Source organism: Blastochloris tepida (assembly GCF_003966715.1).
In the GTDB taxonomy this organism is placed as follows: Bacteria; Pseudomonadota; Alphaproteobacteria; order Rhizobiales; family Xanthobacteraceae; genus Blastochloris; species Blastochloris tepida.
This window is the reverse complement of record NZ_AP018907.1, coordinates 1,884,704-1,903,062: the sequence shown is the minus strand read 5'-3', so window position 1 is coordinate 1,903,062 and position 18,359 is coordinate 1,884,704. Positions and strand designations below refer to the sequence as shown.

Below are 18,359 nucleotides of genomic sequence, written 5' to 3'. Positions count from 1 at the left end.
ATCAGCCCCGGTTTACCGGGAAGAAGGGGCGGCCGGACCTCCGGTCGAGAGCAACATGAACCACGGCAAGGCCGGACGGCGCTTCAACCGGAGCAGTGAGCACCGCAAGGCGATGTTTGCCAACATGGCCGCGGCGCTGATCAAGCACGAGCAGATCCTCACCACCCTGCCCAAGGCCAAGGACCTTCGGCCGGTGGTCGAGAAGCTGATCACGCTTGGCAAGCGCGGCGACCTTCACGCCCGCCGTCAGGCGATCGCCCAGGTGCGCGACGTCGCGATGGTCAAGAAGCTGTTCGACGTCATCGGCCCGCGCTATGCCGGCCGCAATGGCGGCTACTGCCGCATCGTCAAGGCAGGCTACCGCTTCGGCGACTGCGCCCCGGTGGCGGTGATCGAGCTGGTCGACCGCGACGTGACCGCCAAGGGCAAGGACTCCGGTCCGGCCGAGACCGCGGCGGCGGCGTGAGCGCGCTGACGAAATTACGATCGGATTGAGGCGGCTTCGGCCGCCTCTTTTGCATCCGGCCGGCGACGTTCGTGCGGATCCCGCATCGGCAGCAATAATCCTTGCCCGCCGGCCGGGACCGTGGTTCCTGGCCTCGCCCGCGCCGCCGGCGGCCGAGCATCCGCGTGTGCGGATGCCGGGGCCGGATCACGGGGGCCGTGCTGACCTCACGAGGGGAGTCGTATCATGGTGAATTGGCTGGTCTTGGGCGTCGTTCTTGGTCTGATCACACCGCTTGCGGTGATCCCAGGCACGCTCCGCAAAATCTATGACGAAGACGGCCAGTGGGCCGCCGCGAAGCTGTACCTCATCCTGGCGACGATTTCCGTGATCGGCATGCTGTTCTTCACCTTCGTCGCCGCGAATATCCTGCTGGCGGAATAAGACACCACCCGGCGGCATCCGCTGCATCCCTCGCGGCGGCGGGTGGCCGGGGATCGTCCCGACGCAGCACGCCGGACTGGTCCGGAGCGTCGGGCCGGAGGTGCGCGCGCCGCAGCACAGCATGTCCGGCACGGCCATCCGCTCGGCGGCCGGCGCCGCGACCGGCGGCGCCTTGCGGGCGCGGCCTTTTTTCGGACATCGGATGCCATATATCGTTGCCGGACTTGTCTGCGCAGAGGGCGGGAGTCGGCGTCCTGGCAGGGAATGCGACACGGCAGCCTGATTGGGTGTCCGCCGATCCGACGGAGCCGGCCGGGCACCGCACGATCCTGATACGGTTTCCGGCCCGAAGGGCCTTCGAGCCGTATGCCGTTCGACGAAAAATCCTCATCCGATCAAGGATTTTTCGGCGAGACCGTTTCCGGTATCCGAAGGGATCGACCGGTTTTCGTAGGGTCTGTCGCGCTGTCCGCCACGCCGGCATCCGCATCTGCGAAACGTGCTCTCGGGCATTGCTGCTCTCGGGCTTTCTGGCGCCGCGGCCCCATGCCGGCGGCGCGGCATTCCGAATCCAGGCTGACACCATGCCGTGCCAACGTTCAGTCCGTCCTCTCGCCGCCTGCCTCGCGGCCGTTGTCACCCTCTTCGTTCTGGCCGGCACCGCCCAGGCGCAGATGCCGCAGCGTGTCGCGCCGGACTCGCGCCAGCAGGTGATGCTGTCGTTCGCGCCGGTGACGGCGAAGACCGCGCCGGCGGTGGTCAATGTGTTCGCGCTCAAGACCAAGCCTCAGGGCGGCCATCCCTTCATCGACGATCCCTTCTTCCGCCGGTTTTTCGGCGACCGTGGCTTCGGCGTGCCGCGCGAGCGGGTGCAGCGCTCGCTCGGCTCGGGCGTGATCGTCGATCCGCGTGGGCTGGTGGTCACCAACCACCACGTCGTCGAGGGGGCGGACGAGGTGCGGGTGGTGCTGGCAGACAAGCGCGAGCTGGCGGCCGAGATCGTGCTGCGCGATCCGCGCACCGACCTTGCGGTGCTGCGGATCAATGAGGGGGCGCCGTTCGCGGCGATCGATCTGGCGGATTCGGATGCGCTGCAGGTCGGCGACCTCGTGCTGGCGATCGGCAATCCGTTCGGCGTCGGCCAGACGGTAACGCAAGGCATCGTCTCGGCGCTGGCCCGCAGCCAGGTCGGCATCAGCGACTTCCAGTCCTTTATCCAGACCGACGCCGCCATCAATCCCGGCAATTCGGGCGGCGCGCTGGTCGACATGTCGGGCCGGCTGGTCGGCATCAACACGGCGATCTTCACCCGCTCGGGCGGCAGCCACGGCATCGGCTTCGCCATTCCGTCCAACATGGTCCGGGTGGTGGTGGAGTCGGCCAGGAGCGGCGGCAAGCAGGTGAAGCGGCCGTGGCTCGGCGCCCGGCTGCAGACGGTGACGGCGGATATTGCCGAGAGCCTCGGCCTGCCGCGGCCGACCGGCGCGCTGGTGGCGGACGTGCCGAACGGCACCCCGGCCGCCAAGGCCGGGCTGAAGCGCGGCGACGTGGTCGTCGCCATCGACGGTCAGGCGGTGGACGATCCCGACGGGCTCGGCTTCCGGCTGGCCACCCGTCCGGTCGGCGGCAAGGCGGTGCTGACCGTGCGCCGCGGCGCGAACGAGATGCCGCTGCCCATCGGCCTGGAGGCGCCGCCGGAGGGCAGCTCGCGCGACGCCGTGGTCATCAAGTCGCGCTCGCCCTTTGCCGGCGCCACGGTGGCCACGCTCGACGCCGCCCTGGCCGACGAGCTGCGTCTGCCCTTCACCGGCGAAGGCGTGGTGGTGGTGGTGAAGGTGGAGCCCGGCTCGCCGGCCGACAATCTCGGCTTCCAGCCCGGTGACGCCGTGCTGCAGGTCAATGGGCGCGATATCGCCACGCCGCAGGAGCTGGAGCGCATCTTCCGCGCCGGCGCCCGGCTGTGGCGGCTGGTGGTGCAGCGCGAAGGCCGCGCCATCCAGATGGTGCTTCCCGGCTGAGCGGGGAGCGCGCCATGCCCCGCCGCCCCGAGCCGACGCCCTCGCTGTTCACGGCCGCGGGCCTTGAAGCCGAGGCGCCGCGGCCGCTGGCCGACAAGCTGCGCCCGACCAAGCTCGCCGAGGTGGTCGGCCAGGATCATCTGGTCGGGCCGGATGGGGCGCTGACCCGCCTCCTTGCCTCGCGCTCGCTCGGCTCGCTGATCTTCTGGGGACCGCCCGGCACCGGCAAGACCACGGTGGCGCGCCTCTTGGCCCAGGAGACCGACCTGCACTTCGAGCAGATCTCGGCGATCTTCACCGGCATCGCCGACCTCAAGAAGGTGTTCGAGGCGGCGCGCGGCCGGCGGCAGGTCGGGCAGGGCACGCTCTTGTTCGTCGACGAGATCCACCGCTTCAACCGCGCCCAGCAGGATGCCTTCCTGCCGGTGGTCGAGGACGGTACGGTGACGCTGGTCGGCGCCACCACCGAGAACCCGTCCTTCGAGCTCAATGCCGCGCTGCTGTCGCGGGCACGGGTGCTGACGTTCCAGCCGCTGGATAAGACGGCAATTGAACATCTCCTCGCAAGAGCCGAGAATATAGAGGGAAAGCCGCTTCCGCTCGACGGTGCGGCGCGGGTTGCGCTGATCGGCATGGCCGATGGCGACGGCCGCGCAGCGCTGACGCTGGCGGAGGAGGTCTGGCGCGCCGCCAAGCCGGGCGAGACGTTCGATACCGCCGGCCTCACCGGCGTGGTGCAGCGGCGCGCCCCGATCTACGACAAGGATCGAGAAGGTCACTACAACCTCATATCGGCGCTGCATAAATCGGTCCGGGGCTCGGACCCGGACGCGGCCCTGTATTACCTCGCGCGGATGCTCGATGCCGGCGAGGAGCCGCTGTTCCTGGCGCGGCGCATCGTGCGCATGGCGGTCGAGGACATCGGGCTGGCCGACCCGCAGGCGCTGGTGGTCGCCAACGCCGCCAAGGACGCCTACGACTTTCTCGGCTCGCCGGAGGGCGAGCTGGCGATCGCCGAGGCGGTGATCTACATGGCCACCGCGCCGAAATCGAACGCCGCCTACAAGGCGTTCGGTGCCGCCCGCCGCGTCGCCAAGCAGGCGGGATCTCTCATGCCGCCCAAGCACATCCTCAATGCACCGACCAAACTGATGCAGGAGGAGGGCTACAGCGCCGGCTACCTCTACGACCACGACACGCCCGAAGGCTTCTCCGGCCAGGACTATTTCCCAGAGGAGCTTGGCCGGCAGAACTTCTACCGGCCGGTCGAGCGCGGCTTCGAGCGCGAGTTGAAGAAGCGGCTCGACTACTGGGCCAAGCTGCGCCGCGAGCGCGGCGGGGAATAGACGGGTGGGGGGATGGACGGCTTGGGCGTGCCGTGCGCCAGCTTGCGGACTAGTATCAATTTTGGTACATCGTTGTTGACGTAATGCCCGAACTTCCGAAACCTTTGCCACTGATGTTCTGGCGAACGGCTGCAGGTCGTGAGCCGGTGAGAGACTGGCTTACGGAGCTGCCGCGCGAGGATCAGCGGATTATCGGCCGTGATCTTGCCAAGGTGCAGTTTGGCTGGCCGATCGGATTACCGGTATGTCGGCCGCTCGCCGACGGTCTGTGGGAGGTCCGGTCATCCTTGCCGAGCCGGCGGGAGGCACGGGTGTTGTTCGGGTTTCACGACGGCCGGCTGATCGCGTTGCATGCGTTCTTTAAATCGACGCGGCAGGCACCGGCCGCCGATCTTGCCCTGGCCCGCCAACGTCTGAAGGAGGTCACCCAATGACCGGCAATCCGCATATCGGATCGAGCTTCGAAAGCTGGCTCGACGAGACCGACCTGCGCGAGGAGGTGACCACCGCCGCGATCAAGGCGATCCTTGCGCTTCAGATCTCTGAGGAAATGAAGAAGCAGCACATCACCAAGACCCGGATGGCCGAACTGATGCAGACCAGCCGGGCGCAGGTCGACCGGCTGCTCGACCCGGAGAATGGCAGCGCCACGTTGGACACCCTGGTCCGCGCCGCCCACGTGCTCGGCCGCGGGCTGCATGTGGGATTGGTTTGATACGAGGTCCGGCTTTTTCAGCCGAGGACCGGATCAGCCCCCAAGCCCCGCCCTTTCCAACACCCGTTTCGCCCGCAGCAGGTGCGGCCGGTCGAGCATCTTGCCGTCGAGCGTGGTCACCCCGGCGTCGCCAGCCGCGGCGAAGGCGGCGATCACCCGGCGCGCCTCTTCAACCGCCGTCTCAGAGGGCGTGAATACGTCATTGATAACGCTGACCTGACTGGGGTGAATGGCCATCTTGCCGGCGAAGCCGTCGCGCCGCGCGGCCTCCGCCTCCGCCCGCAATCCGGCCTCGTCGCGCACGTCCACGAACACCGTGTCGATCGCCAGCACCCGCGCCGCCGCCGCCCCGGCGAGGCAGAGGTTGCGGGCGAGAAGATAGGGCGAGGTCCAGCGCCCGGCCTCGTCATGATTGGTCTCGGCGCCGAGGTCGGCGGAGAGATCCTCGCCGCCCCAGGCGAGGCCGGCCAGCCGGTCGGAGGCGCCGGCATAGGTGCCGAGCCCGAACAGGGCGGCCGCCGTCTCGGTGGCGATGGCGAGAATCCGGGTGGCGCCGGCCGGGATGTCGGCCAGCGCCTCGCGCGCGGCGAGCTTGGCGCCGAGATGGACGACGTCGCGGCCGTGCTCGGCCTTGGGCAGCATGACGCCGTCCGGGCGCGCCGCCATCACCGCGTCGAGGTCGTCGTCGATCAGGCCGGAGCCCAGCGCGTTCGCCCGCACATAGAGACGGGGGCGGGTGGCGAGCGGCACCGCCTCGCGCAGGAAGCCGGCGGTCGCCGCCCGCGCCGCAGCCTTGGCGTCGGGCGCCACCGAGTCCTCGAGGTCGATGATCAGCGCGTCGGCGCCGGTCTCCAGCGCCTTGGCCAGCTTGCGCGGGCTGTCGCCCGGAACGAACAGCAGCGAGCGCATGTCAAGCTCCCCGCATCTTCACGCCGGCCGCTTCTTCATGAAGGCCTGCCGCCGGCACTCGGCCACCAGAATGTCGTCCTGATTATAGGCGCGGTGGTGGAACTCGACGATGCCGGCATCCGGCCGCGACTTCGATTCGCGCACCGCCAGCACCGTGGTCTCGGCCCGCAGCGTGTCGCCGTGGAACAGCGGCGCGGGGAAGCGCACGTCGGTCATGCCGAGATTGGCGATGGTCGTACCGTTGGTGAGGTCGTTCACCGAGATGCCGATCATCAGCCCCAGCGTGAACAGCGAATTGACCAGCGGCTGGCCCCATTCGGTCTCGCGCTCGCAGAAGTGCCGGTCGATGTGCAGCGGCTGCGGGTTCAGCGTCATGTTGGAGAACAGCACGTTGTCCATCTCGGTCAGCGTGCGGGTGAGGCGGTGGCGGATGGTGGTGCCGACCTCGAAATCCTCCAGCCACATGCCGCCGCGCCAGTGCCGTCCGTCCATCGTCTCCTCCCTGAATTCGCGCCCGGATTGCTCGCTCCGGCGTCTCTCTTCCCGCGCCTCTGTCCGGGGTACGGGCAGGGCGCTGTTGGTCCATCGGCCCCGAACGCTGACGCGCGGGGCCGTTGACCATCGCAGATTTTCTTATCCGAAATCAAAGATTTCACGAAAGTCCGCGAGCGGAGCCGACGGCCGGCTGTCGCCGCCATTGGCATTAACCATGCGTTTACCATAATCGCCGCACCGTCTGGCGCATCGTGTCGGGCCGGGCGCACCGGCCTCGACCCTCCGGCGACGAATTTGGGGAGACGCATCGGTGGACGCCATGTTTCTCTTCACCACGCCGAAGGCGCCGGCTCCCAGCCCAACGCCGCCCGTGCCCCAGCCGGCCCCGCCCGGCGGCGCGCCCGGGGTGATGGGGGCGCTACGCACCGCCAGCGAGACCACCGGCACCAGCTTCGACTATCTGCTCAAGACGGCGCGGCGCGAATCCGATCTCGACCCGGCGCTGAAATCGAAGACCTCCACCGCCACCGGCCTGTTCCAGTTTCTCGACGGCACCTGGCTGGAGACGCTGAAGGCCGACGGCGCCCGCTATGGCTATGGCGAATACGCTGCCGCAATCGTGCGCACGCCCTCCGGCAATCTCGACATCGCCGATCCGGCGCTGAAGCGGCAGGTGATGGCGCTGCGGGAGGACCCGACCGCCAATGCGGTGATGGCCGGCGCCTTCACCAACCGCAACGCCGCCGATCTACGCGCCATGCTCGGCCGCCAGCCGACCGATGGCGAGCTCTATATCGCCCATTTCTTCGGCTCGGCCGGGGCGCGCAAGTTTCTCGACCTCGCCGCGGCGCAGCCGGAGGCCCGGGCCGACACGGTGTTTCCGGAAGCCGCCGCCGCCAACCGGCCGATCTTCTACGACAAGTCCGGCCGCGCCCGCTCGGCGGCGGAGGTCTATGCCGTGCTGATCAAACAGCACGGCACCGAGACCACGACCAGCGCGACAGCCAGCGTGACGGCGACGACTGCCGCCACGGCGCCCGTGGCCCCATCGCCGGGACCGACCGCGCTCGGCCTTGCGCCCGAGCCGGCGGAGCCGCCGCTGCCCTTCGCCTTCCATGGCCTGTTCCAGACCGAACGCACCGGCGCGGCCACCACCGATGTGCGCGAGCTGTGGGTGCCGCAGACGGCGCGCGCGGCCTATGCGGCGGGTGCGGGCAAGACCTCGGGCGATGCCGGCCGGCCGCTCGATCTCGGCACCTTCGCCCGCGCCTCGGGCGTCGACACGCGGGAATAGTCCCTCCAAACTCTTAAAATTCACGGTGAACGCTTTGTTAAGCCCGCACCCCTAGCGTGGATGCGGTCGCCACCTCGATTGGTGTTTCGGGATGATCGTTCGCCGATTCCTGCAATGGGTCCGCACCGCAGCGCCGGGAGACCGGGCCGAGGCCACCGGGGCGCTGGCCCGCGCCTATCTCTATTCCGATTTCTCCGAGCACGACCGCAAGGCCGCCCAGGCGGCGCTGACCCTGATGCTCGACGACCGCGCTCCGGTGGTGCGGCGCGCGCTCGCCGAGGCGCTGGGCCGCAGCGCCGATGCGCCGCACGATATCATCCTGGCGCTGGCGCACGATGCCGCCGACATCGCCGCCATCGTCGCCGAGCGCTCGCCGGTGCTGCTGGAGATCGAGCTGATCGAGATCGTCCGCGCCGGCCGGCCTGGGCTCAGGGCCGCGGTGGCGGCCCGCCCCTGGGTGCCCGAATCGGTCTCCGCCGTCATCATCGAGGTCGCCGACGCCGAGGTCTGCCGCGTGCTGATCGAGAACGAGGGCGCCGACATCGGCGAAGCCGCGCTCGAACGGCTCATCGCCCGGCACGGCCATGTCGGCACGATCCGCGAAATCCTGCTGGCGCGGCCCGATCTGACGCCGAGGCTGCGCCAGTCGCTGGTGGCCAAGACGGCGGGCGCACTGGCGGTGTTCGTGTCGGAGCGCGCCTGGCTCGAGCCGGCGGCGGCGGCCCGCGTCGCGCGCGAGGCCTGCGAGCGCACCACGGTGACGATCGCCCGCAGCGCCGAGGGCGACGAGGCGCTGGAGCTGGTCCGCCATCTGCGCGCCACCGAGCAGCTCACCGCCGGCCTGCTGCTGCGCGCGCTGCTCGGCGGCAACCGGGCGCTGTTCGAGGCGGCGCTGGCCGAGCTGTCCGGCTTCCGCCTGTCGCGGGTGGCCGCGATTCTCGACGACCGCAGCTTCGCCACCTTCACGCCGCTCTATCTCAAGGCCGGCCTGCCGGCCTCGGCCGAGCCGCTGTTCCGCGCGGTGCTGGCGGCGCTGCATGAGGTGGGCACCGCCCACGATCCGCTGGCGGCGGCACAGTTGCACCGGCGCATGGTGGAGCGGGTGCTGACGCACTATCGCGGCAACGATCCGCGCCAGCTCGACAGCTATTTCGCATTGCTGCGCCGGTACGCCGCGGAAGCCGCGCGCGAGGAGGCGCGGGCCTTCACCGCTGATCTGCAAGACGCTGATCTGGAAGAGGCCGATCTGCAAGACGCCGATCTTGAAGAGGCGGCCTGAGGGGCATCAGGCGCGACAACCCGTGCAAGGGCGTCGTCCCGGATGAAGCGAAGCGGGAATCCGGGACCGTTTCGGGACGGGACGCCTCTTCCGGATGACGATCCCGGCTCTCGCTGACGCTCGGCCGGGATGACGAGGCAAGCAGAAACCATCCCTGGTCTCGGCTTCAGCCTCGTTCGGGATGATGACCGGAGATCAAGCTCAGCCCGGCGTCACTCCGGCACGATCGAAGGCGTGCCGTATTCGGCCAGCCAGTCGGGATCGTCCTTGTGCTGGTCCTTGAGGAAGTTGTCGGTCAGCACGCGCAGGTGATCGGCCAACTCGCAGGCGACGGGATCGTCTTCGCCGCGGACATTCTCGCGCACCACCGCCCGGATGGCGGCGACGTGGCTGTCGATCAGGTCGAGCGGCAGCGCCGCCGGCTTGGCCGTGTGGAACACCAGCCGGCACAGGCTGTCGGCGATGCGCGCGGCGAGCGGAAAACCGAAGGTGGTGCCTTCGCCCTTGATGTCGTGCGCGGCGCGGAACAGCACCTGCGTCGTTCCCTTCGACAGGCCGCCGGTGGTGAGCAGCTTGCGCGCGGCCTCCAGCCGGTCACACTCGGAGATCATCCAGCCGTCGAACTCGGGCGACAATTCGTTCAGCGCCGCCTCGGCCCGCTCGATCGCCTCCCAGTCGAACTCGGTTTCGTCGGCCGTGACCTTCTGGGCGAACGATTTGAGGTTCTTCTTCGGCACGATCACGTCGTGATCGTGGAAGGCCGTCACCGTCGCATCGGACTTTGATTTGCTCATGACGTTTGCGTCCCGATGGTCACATCGAGGGTCATGTGGGCGCACGCAGCTTTTCGAGCAGCGGCTGGGCCTTGATCACTTCCGCCTTGCCGCCCTTGCGCCGCTCCGGGCCGACATAGTTCGGGTTGACGTTGCGGCGGCGGTCCGGCCCGAAGAACGTCTTGGTCTTGATGAAGGGGCGCGGATTGACCACCACGTTGAGGATGCGCTGATAGAGAGCGCGCGCCGAGATCGGCTTGCACAGAAACTCGGTGACGCCGGAATCGCGCGCCTCGATCACCCGGCGCTTCTCGCTGTGGCCGGTGAGCATGATGATCGGCACGTAGGGATTGGCATTGGCGCCGGGCTGGCGGATCATCGACGTGAGTTCGAGCCCGTCGAAGATCGGCATCGCCCAGTCGGTGATCACGATATCCGGCGTGTAGGAGGTGAAGGCTTCGAGGCCGGCGGCCCCGTCCTCGGCCTCGTAGACCTCGCGGGCGCCGTAGCCATGCAGCAGGGTTCGGACAATCCGCCGCATGTGCGCATTGTCGTCGATCACCAGAAACCGAAGACGGTTGAATTCGATACGATACATGGAGGGGCTGCCGACCGGACCGATGGGCACATTAACAACCAACCGTTAAGGATCCGTGCACCATGGCCCGATCATCCCGCCGGGGATCATCGTGCGGGTCGGCGGTCAGGTGCCGAACTGCTCGCGCAGGATCCGCTCGTCGAGGCTGTGACCGGGATCGAACAGCATGGTCAGCGAGGTGGCGAGGTCCATGCGCACCCACACCTGCAGCACGCTGCGCACCTCCACATGGTCGGCCGCGGCGCTGACCGGGCGCTTGTCGGCCTCCAGCACCTCGATGCCGACCTCGGCGCGATAGGGCAGGATGGCGCCGCGCCAGCGGCGCGGCCGGAACGCCGACAGCGGCGTCAGCGCCAGGAGCGGCGAGTCGAGCGGCAGGATCGGTCCGTGCGCCGACAGATTATAGGCGGTCGATCCCGCCGGGGTGGCGACCATGATGCCGTCGCAGATCAGCTCGGCGAGCCGAACCTTGCCGTCCACCGAGATGCGCAGCTTGGCCGCCTGATACGACTGGCGCAGCAGCGACACCTCATTGATGGCGTTGGCGGTCAGCACCCGGCCGGCGATGTCGTGCGCCGTCATCACCAGCGGGTGGATGAAGGTGGGCTCGGCGGCGGCGAGGCGGGCGTGGATGTCGTCCTCGACGAAATCGTTCATCAGGAAGCCGACCGAGCCGCAATGCATGCCATAGATCGGCGTCGCCTTGCCCATGAAGCGGTGCAGCGTCTGCAGCATCAGCCCGTCGCCGCCGAGCGCCACCACCACGTCGGCCTCGTCCGGGTTGCAGGTGCCGTAGCGCTTCTGAAAGCGCGACAGGGCGGCCTGGGCGTCGGACGCCTGGCTCGCGACAAAGGCAATCCTGTCGTAGCGTCGAGGTGTCTGAGGCATCGCAACGGCCGCGTCCGGCAGGTTCGCCGCAGCGGCGCCGGGGAGAGGGGTCCATGGATCAGGCGGCACTCGTCTATACGACGTGGCCTTCGGTTGTCGAGGCGGAAGCGGCCGGCGCGGCGCTGGTCGAGGCCGGGCTTGCGGCCTGCGTCAACATTCTGCCGGGCGTGCGCTCGGTCTATCGCTGGCAGGGCGCGGTCGAGCGGGCGACCGAGACGGTGATGATCGTCAAGACCCGCGCCGCCCGCACCGAGGCGGTGGCCACCGTCATCAAGGCCCGCCACCCCTATGACACGCCGGCCATCATGGTGGTGCCGGTGGCGGGCGGCGAGCCGGGCTATCTCGCCTGGATCGCCTCCGAAACGGCGGATTGATGCGGTTGCCGGTTGGTCAAGCCGACGCTTCCTCTCACCCCGCCCGCAGCGGCCACGCGGCGAGGATGCGGAAACGCTCGGCCGGGCTCGGCTGGACGAACACCGCCAGCGTCGAGACGGCGGTGAGCCGGTCGCCGCAGGCTTGCCGGTGGGCGGCCTGAAGCGCCGCACTCGCCGCCTCGGCCGCGTCCGGCGGCAGCCGGCCGGTCAGCGTCATGTGGAAGCGGAATTCCTCGAACACGAACGGATAGCCCCAGCGGTCGAGATATTCGACCTGCCGCGGCGACAGCCGCTCCGGCGCTCGGCGCGCGCGCTCGGCCGGCGTGAGCGGCCGGCGGAAACGGTCGAAGTCGCGCACGCAGGCGGCGGCGAGCGAATCGAGCGCGGCGCTCGGACCTTCCGGCACCAGCGCCACGAAGCCGGCGAGAATACGCACCGTGAGGCGAAGCTGCGGCACCGGGCGGGGGCCAGCCGCGAACGCCTCGGCCGCGGCCAGCAGGTCCTCGGCGCGCGTGCCCTCGGCCAGCGCGAACGGCGCCTTCAGCGTGGCGTGGAAGCCGTAGCGCCGCGGCTCGGCGGTGGCCTCCGCCCAGCCGGGCGCCAGCGCCGGGGCGGGCGGGCGGGCAGGGCACTCGGTCGCCGTCTCGGCATCCCAGCCGATGGCGGCGGAGCCGAACTCCCACAGCGGGCGGTCGGCGAGCGGGGCGAAATAGAGCGCGTAGCGGGCAGCCATGGCGGCGCTCTACGCCGCCGTCTCGTACTTGTCGAGAAACGCCTCGACGCCGAGCGCGCGGAAATCCGGCAAAGCGGCGTGCAGCCGCGCGTGGTCCCAGTCCCACCATGCGAGCCGCATCAGCCGCTCGGCGATCGCCTCGGGAAAGCGCTGCCGCAGCGGGCGAGCCGGATTGCCGGCGACGATGGTGTAGGGCGCGACATCCTTGGTGACGATGGCGCCCGCCGCCACCACCGCGCCGGTGCCGACCGAGCGGCCGGGCAGGATGACGGCGCCGTGGCCGATCCACACATCGTGGCCGAGCGTCACCGGGAAGCTGCGCCGCCACGCGAAGAACGCGTCCTCGTCCGCCTCGCCCTCGAAATAATAGGAGGCGCGATAGGTGAAGTGCGCCTGCGCCGCGCGCGTCATCGGGTGGTTGCCCGGATTGATCCGCACCATGGCGGCGATGGAGCAGAACTTGCCGGCGGTGGTGTAGGCCACCTCGCCATCGTCGACGATGTAGGAATAATCGTCGAGCGTGGTCTCCAGCAGCCGGGTGCGGGCGCCGACGGAGGTGTAGCGGCCGAGCCGGCTCGCGTTGAGCGTGGCGGTGGGATCGACCAGGGGCGTCTCGGACAGGCGTGTCATGGTGAACTCGCGTCACAAACGGGCCCGATGCCTGCCACGCCCGCATGACGGTTCGACGACAATCCGCGCCCCGACGCCGGCAAATCTTTGCGGCACGCCCGAATTTCGCTGACCACAGGCCGTCACGCGCCTGTCGCACGCCGCGACTACTGCTTGGACGACAAGAAGCGGCGCTGCGGAGGATGACGTGCTGGTGCTGGACGGCCTGTCGAAACGCTATGGCGACACCTTTGCCGTCGCCGATGTTTCGCTGGAGATTCCGGCTGGCGGCTTCGTCGGCATCATCGGCCGTTCGGGCGCCGGCAAGTCGACGCTGCTGCGCATGGTCAACCGCCTCGCCGAGCCAAGCGCCGGCCGCATTCTGGTCGATGGCCAGGACGTGACGCGGCTCTCCGGCCGGCGCCTTCACAGCTGGCGCGCCGACTGCGCGATGATCTTCCAGCAGTTCAATCTGGTCGGCCGGCTCGACGTGCTCACCAATGTTCTGCTCGGCCGGCTGCAGCGCACGCCCGGCTGGCGCTCGCTTCTCAAGCTATGGACGCATGAGGAGAAGGCGATCGCGCTCTCCGCGCTCGACCAGTTCGACATTGCCCAGGTCGCGGCGCAGCGCGCCGACTCGCTCTCCGGCGGCCAGCAGCAGCGCGTCGCCATCGCCCGCGCGCTGGTGCAGGAGCCGCGCATCATCCTGGCCGACGAGCCGATCGCCTCGCTCGATCCGCGCAACACCAAGACGGTGATGGATGCGCTCCTGCGCATCAACAAGCACTACGGCATCACCGTGCTGTGCAATCTGCACTCGCTCGACATCGCCCGCCTCTATTGCGACCGGCTGGTCGGCATGGCGGCGGGCCGCGTGGTGTTCGACGGCGCGCCCGAGGCGCTGACCGATCACGTCGCCCGCGACCTCTACGGCCTGGAGGCCGGCGAGGTGATGGATGCGGGGCCCGCCCCCGACACGCTGCCGGCGGCGCTGCCGCAGCCGGCGCTGGCCTGAGTTCTTCGTTCTCCCCTGCGTTCCCGAATTCGCTTCGACAGGAGGCCTCAATGCTCAACCGACGTACGCTCATTCTCGCCGGCGCGGCGCTGGCCGTCACGGCCAACACCGCGCTCGCCCAGGACTGGAAGGCGAAGTACCCCGAGCTGGTCTTCGCGCTGATACCTGAGGAGAATGCCTCCGGCGTCACCAATCGTTGGACGCCGTTCGCCGAGTATCTCTCGAAGGAGCTCGGCACCAAGGTCACGCTGCGCCTCGCCAACGACTATGCTGCGATCATCGAGGGCCAGCGCGCCGGCAACATCCACATCGCCTATTACGGCCCGGCCTCCTATGCCCGCGCCGCGATGACCGGCGTGAAGACCGAGCCTTTCGCCATCGAGGTCAACCAGGACGGCACCAAGGGCTATCACTCGGTGCTCTATGTGAAGAAGGACTCGCCCTATCAGAAGGTCGAGGATCTGAAGGGCAAGAACCTCGGCCTCGTCGATGCCAATTCCACGTCCGGCAACAACGTGCCGCGTTTCGCCCTCAACAAGATGGGCATCGACCCCGAGAAGTTCTTCGACAAGGTGGTCTACACCGGCAGCCACGAGAACGCGGTGATCGCGCTGCAGCAGGGCACGGTGGACGTCGCCGCCAACTGGTGGAACGACGAGAACGAATCCAGCCTGCGCCGCATGGAGCGCAAGGGCATGGCGAAGTATGACGACTATCGCATCATCTTCGTCTCCGACCTGATCGTGAACTCGCCCTTCGCCTATCTGACCGACCTGCCGGACGATCTGAAGGCGAAGATCCGCGATGCGTTCTTCAAGTACGCCGCCGACAAGGAGGCGTTCGACAAGATCTATGAGGGCAAGCGCCAGCCCTGGCAGCCGGTCGAGCACTCGGCGTATTTGCCAATCATCGAGCTGAACAAGTTCGTCGACGAGCTGCGCAAGCAGAAGCGGTCCTGATCCTCGCCGCACCCTGCCTGGCGGCGGTCCGGATGCCCGGGCCGCCGCTGACGCGTGCGGACAGGAGTGGCAGAGCTTCGCTCGCCGCGCAGAGACCACGTCCTTCCCTCTCCCCTTGCGGGAGAGGGTGCCGAGCGATCTTTGGATCGCGAGGCGGGTGAGGGGTGAATCTTCAGGCGCGCGCCTGCATTTACCCCTCACCCGGCTCGACCTCGCATTCGCTCGGTCTCGCCACCCTCTCCCGCAAGGGGAGAGGGAAGATAGAGGCCGAGCGGCTTCCGGAAACCCGACAGGATTCGATGGCGCCTTCGATCACCCGCCTCAGCGACACGCAGCTTGATGCGATGATGCGCGTCTATGACGGCGCTATCGCCGCCAAGCGGCGCCAGACGTTGCTGGGCTTTGCGATTCTCGCAATTGCAGTCGCCATCGCGGCGCAGGTTGGCGAGGTTGACCTCGCCAAATTCGGCGCCAATCTCCATCGCTTCGGCGACTATGTGGTGCGCTTGGCGCATCTGGAGAACGGCGCGCCTGTGCTCTCCGATGTCCGCGAGTGGTTCTGGGGCGTGCGGCGTTGGCTCTGGCTGCTCGGCGAGACGATTCTGATCGCCTATATGGGCACGCTGATGGGCGCGCTCGGCGGCCTCGTCCTGTGCTTCTTTTCCGCCCGCAATTTGATGGGCAACGGCACCGTGCGCTTCGCTACCAAGCGCTTTCTTGAAGTCTGCCGCACCGTGCCGGAAATGGTGTTCGCGCTGATCTTCGTCATCGCCTTCGGGCTCGGGCCAGTGCCGGGCGTGCTGGCGCTGGCGGTGCACTCCACCGGCGCGCTCGGCAAGCTGTTCTGCGAGGTGGTCGAGAATATCGACATGAAGCCGGTCGACGGCGTGAAGGCCAATGGCGGCTCGTGGGTGGAGGTGGTGCGGTTCGCGGCGCTGCCGCAGGTGCTGTCGAACTTCGCCAGCTATACGCTGCTGCGCTTCGAGATCAATGTGCGCGGCGCGGCGGTGATGGGCTTTGTCGGTGCCGGCGGCATCGGTCAGGATCTGATGGAGGCGATCCGCAAGTTCTATTATTCCGACGTCAGCGCGCTGCTGGTGCTGATCGTCGGCACGGTGATGGTCATCGATTTGTTGACCGAGCGGCTGCGCCATGCGCTGCTCGGTCTGGAGCGCGCATGATGGCCGAGCGTCCGCGGCTCAGCGCCGACCCCCGCGCGGCAGCGGCACGCCACCCGGCGCTGTTCCAAAGGGTGACGCGGGCGCGTATCGCCACGGTGCTGGTGATCATCGCCATGCTGGCGCTGTTCGCGCTCGGCATCGTGATGCTGGAGTTCGATGCCCGCCGGTTCTTCCAGGGCCTGTTCAGGCTCGGCGAGTTCGTGGTGTTCATGGTGCCGCCCTCCACCGGGAATTGGGCGACTTTCCTGATCTATCTGCACGCGCTGGCCGAGACGGTGGCGATCGCGCTGCTCGGCACGCTGCTTGCCGCGGTGCCGGCGATCGTGTTCGGCTTCCTGGCGGCGAAGAACGTGGTGCCGCAATTCTTGATCCATTTCCTGTCGCGCCGCGTGCTCGACACCGTTCGCGGCGTCGACGAGCTGATCTGGGCGCTGATCTGGGTCAATGTGGTGGGACTCGGCCCGTTCGCCGGCATCCTGGCGGTGGCCTCGGCCAATTTCGGCGCGTTCGGCAAGCTGTTCTCGGAGGCGATCGAGGCCGCCGATCCGAAGCCCGTCGAAGGCGTGGTGTCGGCCGGCGGCGGCCGGTTGGCGGCGGTGCGCTTCGGCCTGTGGCCGCAGGTGGCTCCGGTGATCGCGAGCCAGGTGCTGTACTATTTCGAGTCCAATACGCGCTCGGCCACCATCATCGGCATTGTCGGCGCCGGCGGCATCGGCCTGCATCTCGCCGAGCAGATCCGCACGCTGGAATTCCAGCACGTGTCGGCGCTGGTGCTGATGATCCTCGCCACCGTCGCGGTGATCGACTGGCTGTCGACCATGCTGCGCTTCTCGATCATCGGCCGCCGCGAGACGGTGGGGTAAACGGTGTCGTCCCGGGCAAGGGCCGCAGGCCCGCGCCCCGGGACCGTTTGCAGGAAATGGTGTCTTTTCTTGCGGACGATCCCGGGTCTTATCTCCGCCCGGGATGACAGCCTGGCTCTCGCGTGACGCATCCAGCCGCTCACCGCCGCGGCTGCATCGGCCGGCACAGATCGTTGTCGAAATTCAGCGAATAGTAGGTGCGGGCGTCGTAGAGCCATTTCTCGCAGGCGGCGCGGCTGGAGAAGCACGAGCGTTGGAACCGCGTCTCGACCGAGCCCCACATGTCCTCGTGCTGGCCGCGAATGGTGCCGACCCACACGGTACCGTGCGTTCGCGCCATCACCTGACGGCAGTCGGGCCCGAAGGGCGGCGCCTGGGCGACGGCCGGCTGCGCCGCCAACGCCGCCACGACAAAGGCTGCGCCGAACGTCAGACTGCGAAGGGTCGTCATGTGGTCCTCCCGCTCCGCAGCCCCTTCGTTCGCTCAGGACGCTCCGGCGGCAAGCCGGCGCGGGGTTGACGGCAGCAACGCGCCGCCGGGCGGAGAGGTTCCGGGCGGCTGGGCCTCAGCTGTTCACGACGAGGTGCACGCGGTCGGCGGCGAAGCGCGTGCGCTGCACCTGGATCGGCCGGCCGTCGGCGTCGGCGTTCAGCGCCTCGACCACCAGCACCACGCGGCCGGTCGGCAGCTCCAGCAGCTCCTGCTCGGCCGGATCGGCGAGGCGGGCGGAGATCGCCGTTTCCAGCCGCGCATAATCGGCGATGCCGTGGGCGGCAAAGGCGCGGCTGACCGAGCCGGTGCGCTGCAGCTCGGCCTCGAGCCCGGCGAAGCGTGCGGCCTCGAACCACGAGGTCGACCGCGACAGCGGCACGCCATTGGCGCTCGACACCATCTCGATGCGCAGCAGCGGCGTGCGCGCTGGCAGGCCGAGGCGGCGGGTCGGCTCGGCATCGACCACGGTGGCGACGCCGAGCAGCCGGCCGCGCGGCGCCCGTCCGGCGGCCATCACATTCTCGGAGAACCGCACGCGCCGGCCGATCGGGTAGGGCAGCGGCGCCTCCTCGACGAAGCTGCCGCGACCCTTCACCGAGCGCACCAGACCCTTCTCGGCCAGCACCGCGAGCGACCGGCGCACGGTGTGGCGGTTGACGCCGAAGCGTTCGGTCAGCTCGCTCTCGGAGGGAAGCAGGCTGCCCGGCGGATAGGCGCCGGTGGTGATCTCGCACTCGATGCGCTCGGCGATCTGCCGCCACAGCGAGACGCCGGAGCCGCGGTCGACAGGGGGGCGGTCAAGATCGATCGGCACGGCCATGTCACCGAAGGTTCATTGGACGGCGGGCAAACTTGTCTACATCAGTAGACAGGTGGTTCGCATTAGTAGACAAGAACGCGCGCTTGTCCAGTAGCGCCAGATCGATGC

22 protein-coding genes are annotated in these 18,359 nt (G+C 68.6%); 13 read left to right on the top strand and 9 right to left on the bottom strand.

Going from position 1 to position 18,359, the window contains the following annotated elements:
- Window positions 1-55: 55 nt before the first annotated feature.
- The 6 genes from rplQ to BLTE_RS08705 all read left to right on the top strand — a co-directional run bounded on the left by rplQ (window position 56) and on the right by BLTE_RS08705 (window position 4,968).
- On the top strand, window positions 56-466 hold the full coding sequence (gene rplQ / locus BLTE_RS08730) for a 50S ribosomal protein L17 (RefSeq protein ID WP_126399413.1): 411 nt from the start codon (window positions 56-58) through the stop codon (window positions 464-466).
- 225 nt (window positions 467-691) lie between these two features.
- The gene (locus BLTE_RS08725; RefSeq protein ID WP_126399411.1) at window positions 692-889 is read left to right on the top strand and encodes a hypothetical protein; all 198 of its coding nucleotides are present in this window, start codon (window positions 692-694) and stop codon (window positions 887-889) included.
- A gap of 674 nt (window positions 890-1,563) precedes the next feature.
- Complete coding sequence (locus tag BLTE_RS08720) at window positions 1,564-2,907, top strand: DegQ family serine endoprotease (protein WP_244600169.1); 1,344 nt, start codon at window positions 1,564-1,566, stop codon at window positions 2,905-2,907.
- 14 nt (window positions 2,908-2,921) lie between these two features.
- Window positions 2,922-4,253 (top strand): replication-associated recombination protein A, encoded by a 1,332-nt coding sequence (locus BLTE_RS08715; RefSeq protein WP_126399407.1) that lies wholly within the window; start codon window positions 2,922-2,924, stop codon window positions 4,251-4,253.
- A 113-nt stretch (window positions 4,254-4,366) separates the two neighbouring features.
- Window positions 4,367-4,687 carry a type II toxin-antitoxin system RelE/ParE family toxin gene (locus BLTE_RS08710; RefSeq protein ID WP_244600168.1) on the top strand — a complete coding sequence of 107 codons (321 nt, stop codon included), beginning with the start codon at window positions 4,367-4,369 and terminating at the stop codon, window positions 4,685-4,687.
- Window positions 4,684-4,968, top strand: coding sequence for a helix-turn-helix domain-containing protein (locus tag BLTE_RS08705; RefSeq protein ID WP_126399403.1), 285 nt, complete (start codon window positions 4,684-4,686; stop codon window positions 4,966-4,968). Before BLTE_RS08710 ends, BLTE_RS08705 begins: the two co-directional genes overlap by 4 nt.
- Before the next feature lie 33 nt (window positions 4,969-5,001).
- Here the strand turns inward: BLTE_RS08705 and BLTE_RS08700 are convergent, their stop codons facing one another.
- Both BLTE_RS08700 and BLTE_RS08695 read right to left on the bottom strand, forming a co-directional pair.
- Window positions 5,002-5,877, bottom strand: a complete 876-nt coding sequence (locus tag BLTE_RS08700) for an HpcH/HpaI aldolase/citrate lyase family protein (RefSeq protein WP_126399401.1) — start codon at window positions 5,875-5,877, stop codon at window positions 5,002-5,004.
- An 18-nt stretch (window positions 5,878-5,895) separates the two neighbouring features.
- Window positions 5,896-6,369, bottom strand: a complete 474-nt coding sequence (locus BLTE_RS08695; RefSeq protein ID WP_244600167.1) for a MaoC family dehydratase — start codon at window positions 6,367-6,369, stop codon at window positions 5,896-5,898.
- Window positions 6,370-6,682: 313 nt separating this feature from the next.
- On the opposite strand from BLTE_RS08695, the gene BLTE_RS08690 reads away from it, so the two are divergent.
- Together BLTE_RS08690 and BLTE_RS08685 are read left to right on the top strand one after the other, a co-directional pair.
- Complete coding sequence (locus BLTE_RS08690; RefSeq protein WP_126399399.1) at window positions 6,683-7,666, top strand: lytic transglycosylase domain-containing protein; 984 nt, start codon at window positions 6,683-6,685, stop codon at window positions 7,664-7,666.
- A 91-nt stretch (window positions 7,667-7,757) separates the two neighbouring features.
- On the top strand, window positions 7,758-8,945 hold the full coding sequence (locus BLTE_RS08685; RefSeq protein WP_126399397.1) for a DUF2336 domain-containing protein: 1,188 nt from the start codon (window positions 7,758-7,760) through the stop codon (window positions 8,943-8,945).
- A gap of 212 nt (window positions 8,946-9,157) precedes the next feature.
- Here the strand turns inward: BLTE_RS08685 and BLTE_RS08680 are convergent, their stop codons facing one another.
- The 3 genes from BLTE_RS08680 to BLTE_RS08670 form a co-directional block, all read right to left on the bottom strand.
- Complete coding sequence (locus BLTE_RS08680; RefSeq protein WP_126399395.1) at window positions 9,158-9,739, bottom strand: Hpt domain-containing protein; 582 nt, start codon at window positions 9,737-9,739, stop codon at window positions 9,158-9,160.
- A 31-nt stretch (window positions 9,740-9,770) separates the two neighbouring features.
- Complete coding sequence (locus BLTE_RS08675; protein WP_126399393.1) at window positions 9,771-10,316, bottom strand: response regulator; 546 nt, start codon at window positions 10,314-10,316, stop codon at window positions 9,771-9,773.
- Window positions 10,317-10,421: 105 nt separating this feature from the next.
- Complete coding sequence (locus tag BLTE_RS08670) at window positions 10,422-11,204, bottom strand: NAD kinase (RefSeq protein WP_126399391.1); 783 nt, start codon at window positions 11,202-11,204, stop codon at window positions 10,422-10,424.
- Window positions 11,205-11,257: 53 nt separating this feature from the next.
- On the opposite strand from BLTE_RS08670, the gene cutA reads away from it, so the two are divergent.
- Window positions 11,258-11,578 (top strand): divalent-cation tolerance protein CutA, encoded by a 321-nt coding sequence (gene cutA / locus BLTE_RS08665; RefSeq protein ID WP_126399389.1) that lies wholly within the window; start codon window positions 11,258-11,260, stop codon window positions 11,576-11,578.
- Window positions 11,579-11,612: 34 nt separating this feature from the next.
- On the opposite strand, the gene BLTE_RS08660 is transcribed toward cutA, so the two are convergent.
- Both BLTE_RS08660 and BLTE_RS08655 read right to left on the bottom strand, forming a co-directional pair.
- Window positions 11,613-12,311: a DUF1045 domain-containing protein gene (locus BLTE_RS08660; RefSeq protein ID WP_126399387.1), complete on the bottom strand. Its 699-nt coding sequence runs from the start codon at window positions 12,309-12,311 to the stop codon at window positions 11,613-11,615.
- A gap of 9 nt (window positions 12,312-12,320) precedes the next feature.
- Window positions 12,321-12,941, bottom strand: coding sequence for an LbetaH domain-containing protein (locus BLTE_RS08655; RefSeq protein WP_126399385.1), 621 nt, complete (start codon window positions 12,939-12,941; stop codon window positions 12,321-12,323).
- Window positions 12,942-13,128: 187 nt separating this feature from the next.
- Between BLTE_RS08655 and phnC the strand changes: the two genes are divergently transcribed.
- The 4 genes from phnC (at window position 13,129) to phnE (BLTE_RS08635) (ending at window position 16,938) form a co-directional block, all read left to right on the top strand.
- Complete coding sequence (gene phnC, locus BLTE_RS08650) at window positions 13,129-13,935, top strand: phosphonate ABC transporter ATP-binding protein (RefSeq protein ID WP_126399383.1); 807 nt, start codon at window positions 13,129-13,131, stop codon at window positions 13,933-13,935.
- Window positions 13,936-13,985: 50 nt separating this feature from the next.
- On the top strand, window positions 13,986-14,894 hold the full coding sequence (phnD, locus tag BLTE_RS08645; RefSeq protein WP_126399381.1) for a phosphonate ABC transporter substrate-binding protein: 909 nt from the start codon (window positions 13,986-13,988) through the stop codon (window positions 14,892-14,894).
- 299 nt (window positions 14,895-15,193) lie between these two features.
- Window positions 15,194-16,075, top strand: a complete 882-nt coding sequence (gene phnE, locus BLTE_RS08640; RefSeq protein WP_126399379.1) for a phosphonate ABC transporter, permease protein PhnE — start codon at window positions 15,194-15,196, stop codon at window positions 16,073-16,075.
- On the top strand, window positions 16,072-16,938 hold the full coding sequence (gene phnE / locus BLTE_RS08635) for a phosphonate ABC transporter, permease protein PhnE (RefSeq protein ID WP_425290290.1): 867 nt from the start codon (window positions 16,072-16,074) through the stop codon (window positions 16,936-16,938). Before phnE (BLTE_RS08640) ends, phnE (BLTE_RS08635) begins: the two co-directional genes overlap by 4 nt.
- A 139-nt stretch (window positions 16,939-17,077) precedes the next feature.
- Here the strand turns inward: phnE (BLTE_RS08635) and BLTE_RS08630 are convergent, their stop codons facing one another.
- Window positions 17,078-17,389, bottom strand: a complete 312-nt coding sequence (locus BLTE_RS08630; protein ID WP_126399377.1) for a hypothetical protein — start codon at window positions 17,387-17,389, stop codon at window positions 17,078-17,080.
- 115 nt (window positions 17,390-17,504) lie between these two features.
- A complete protein-coding gene (gene phnF, locus BLTE_RS08625) occupies window positions 17,505-18,245 on the bottom strand; it encodes a phosphonate metabolism transcriptional regulator PhnF (RefSeq protein WP_244600166.1) in 741 nt (246 codons plus the stop codon).
- Window positions 18,246-18,359 lie beyond the last annotated feature (114 nt).

What these genes read in the sequence shown, in the direction of transcription:
- rplQ (WP_126399413.1), top strand. Translation starts at nt 56, where the DNA reads ATGAACCACGGCAAGGCCGGACGGCGCTTCAACCGGAGCAGTGAGCAC.
- BLTE_RS08725 (WP_126399411.1), top strand. Translation starts at nt 692, where the DNA reads ATGGTGAATTGGCTGGTCTTGGGCGTCGTTCTTGGTCTGATCACACCG.
- BLTE_RS08720 (WP_244600169.1), top strand. Translation starts at nt 1,564, where the DNA reads ATGCCGCAGCGTGTCGCGCCGGACTCGCGCCAGCAGGTGATGCTGTCG.
- BLTE_RS08715 (WP_126399407.1), top strand. Translation starts at nt 2,922, where the DNA reads ATGCCCCGCCGCCCCGAGCCGACGCCCTCGCTGTTCACGGCCGCGGGC.
- BLTE_RS08710 (WP_244600168.1), top strand. Translation starts at nt 4,367, where the DNA reads ATGTTCTGGCGAACGGCTGCAGGTCGTGAGCCGGTGAGAGACTGGCTT.
- BLTE_RS08705 (WP_126399403.1), top strand. Translation starts at nt 4,684, where the DNA reads ATGACCGGCAATCCGCATATCGGATCGAGCTTCGAAAGCTGGCTCGAC.
- BLTE_RS08700 (WP_126399401.1), bottom strand. Translation starts at nt 5,877, where the DNA reads ATGCGCTCGCTGCTGTTCGTTCCGGGCGACAGCCCGCGCAAGCTGGCC.
- BLTE_RS08695 (WP_244600167.1), bottom strand. Translation starts at nt 6,369, where the DNA reads ATGGACGGACGGCACTGGCGCGGCGGCATGTGGCTGGAGGATTTCGAG.
- BLTE_RS08685 (WP_126399397.1), top strand. Translation starts at nt 7,758, where the DNA reads ATGATCGTTCGCCGATTCCTGCAATGGGTCCGCACCGCAGCGCCGGGA.
- BLTE_RS08680 (WP_126399395.1), bottom strand. Translation starts at nt 9,739, where the DNA reads ATGAGCAAATCAAAGTCCGATGCGACGGTGACGGCCTTCCACGATCAC.
- BLTE_RS08675 (WP_126399393.1), bottom strand. Translation starts at nt 10,316, where the DNA reads ATGTATCGTATCGAATTCAACCGTCTTCGGTTTCTGGTGATCGACGAC.
- BLTE_RS08670 (WP_126399391.1), bottom strand. Translation starts at nt 11,204, where the DNA reads ATGCCTCAGACACCTCGACGCTACGACAGGATTGCCTTTGTCGCGAGC.
- cutA (WP_126399389.1), top strand. Translation starts at nt 11,258, where the DNA reads ATGGATCAGGCGGCACTCGTCTATACGACGTGGCCTTCGGTTGTCGAG.
- BLTE_RS08660 (WP_126399387.1), bottom strand. Translation starts at nt 12,311, where the DNA reads ATGGCTGCCCGCTACGCGCTCTATTTCGCCCCGCTCGCCGACCGCCCG.
- BLTE_RS08655 (WP_126399385.1), bottom strand. Translation starts at nt 12,941, where the DNA reads ATGACACGCCTGTCCGAGACGCCCCTGGTCGATCCCACCGCCACGCTC.
- phnD (WP_126399381.1), top strand. Translation starts at nt 13,986, where the DNA reads ATGCTCAACCGACGTACGCTCATTCTCGCCGGCGCGGCGCTGGCCGTC.
- phnE (WP_126399379.1), top strand. Translation starts at nt 15,194, where the DNA reads ATGGCGCCTTCGATCACCCGCCTCAGCGACACGCAGCTTGATGCGATG.
- phnE (WP_425290290.1), top strand. Translation starts at nt 16,072, where the DNA reads ATGATGGCCGAGCGTCCGCGGCTCAGCGCCGACCCCCGCGCGGCAGCG.
- BLTE_RS08630 (WP_126399377.1), bottom strand. Translation starts at nt 17,389, where the DNA reads ATGACGACCCTTCGCAGTCTGACGTTCGGCGCAGCCTTTGTCGTGGCG.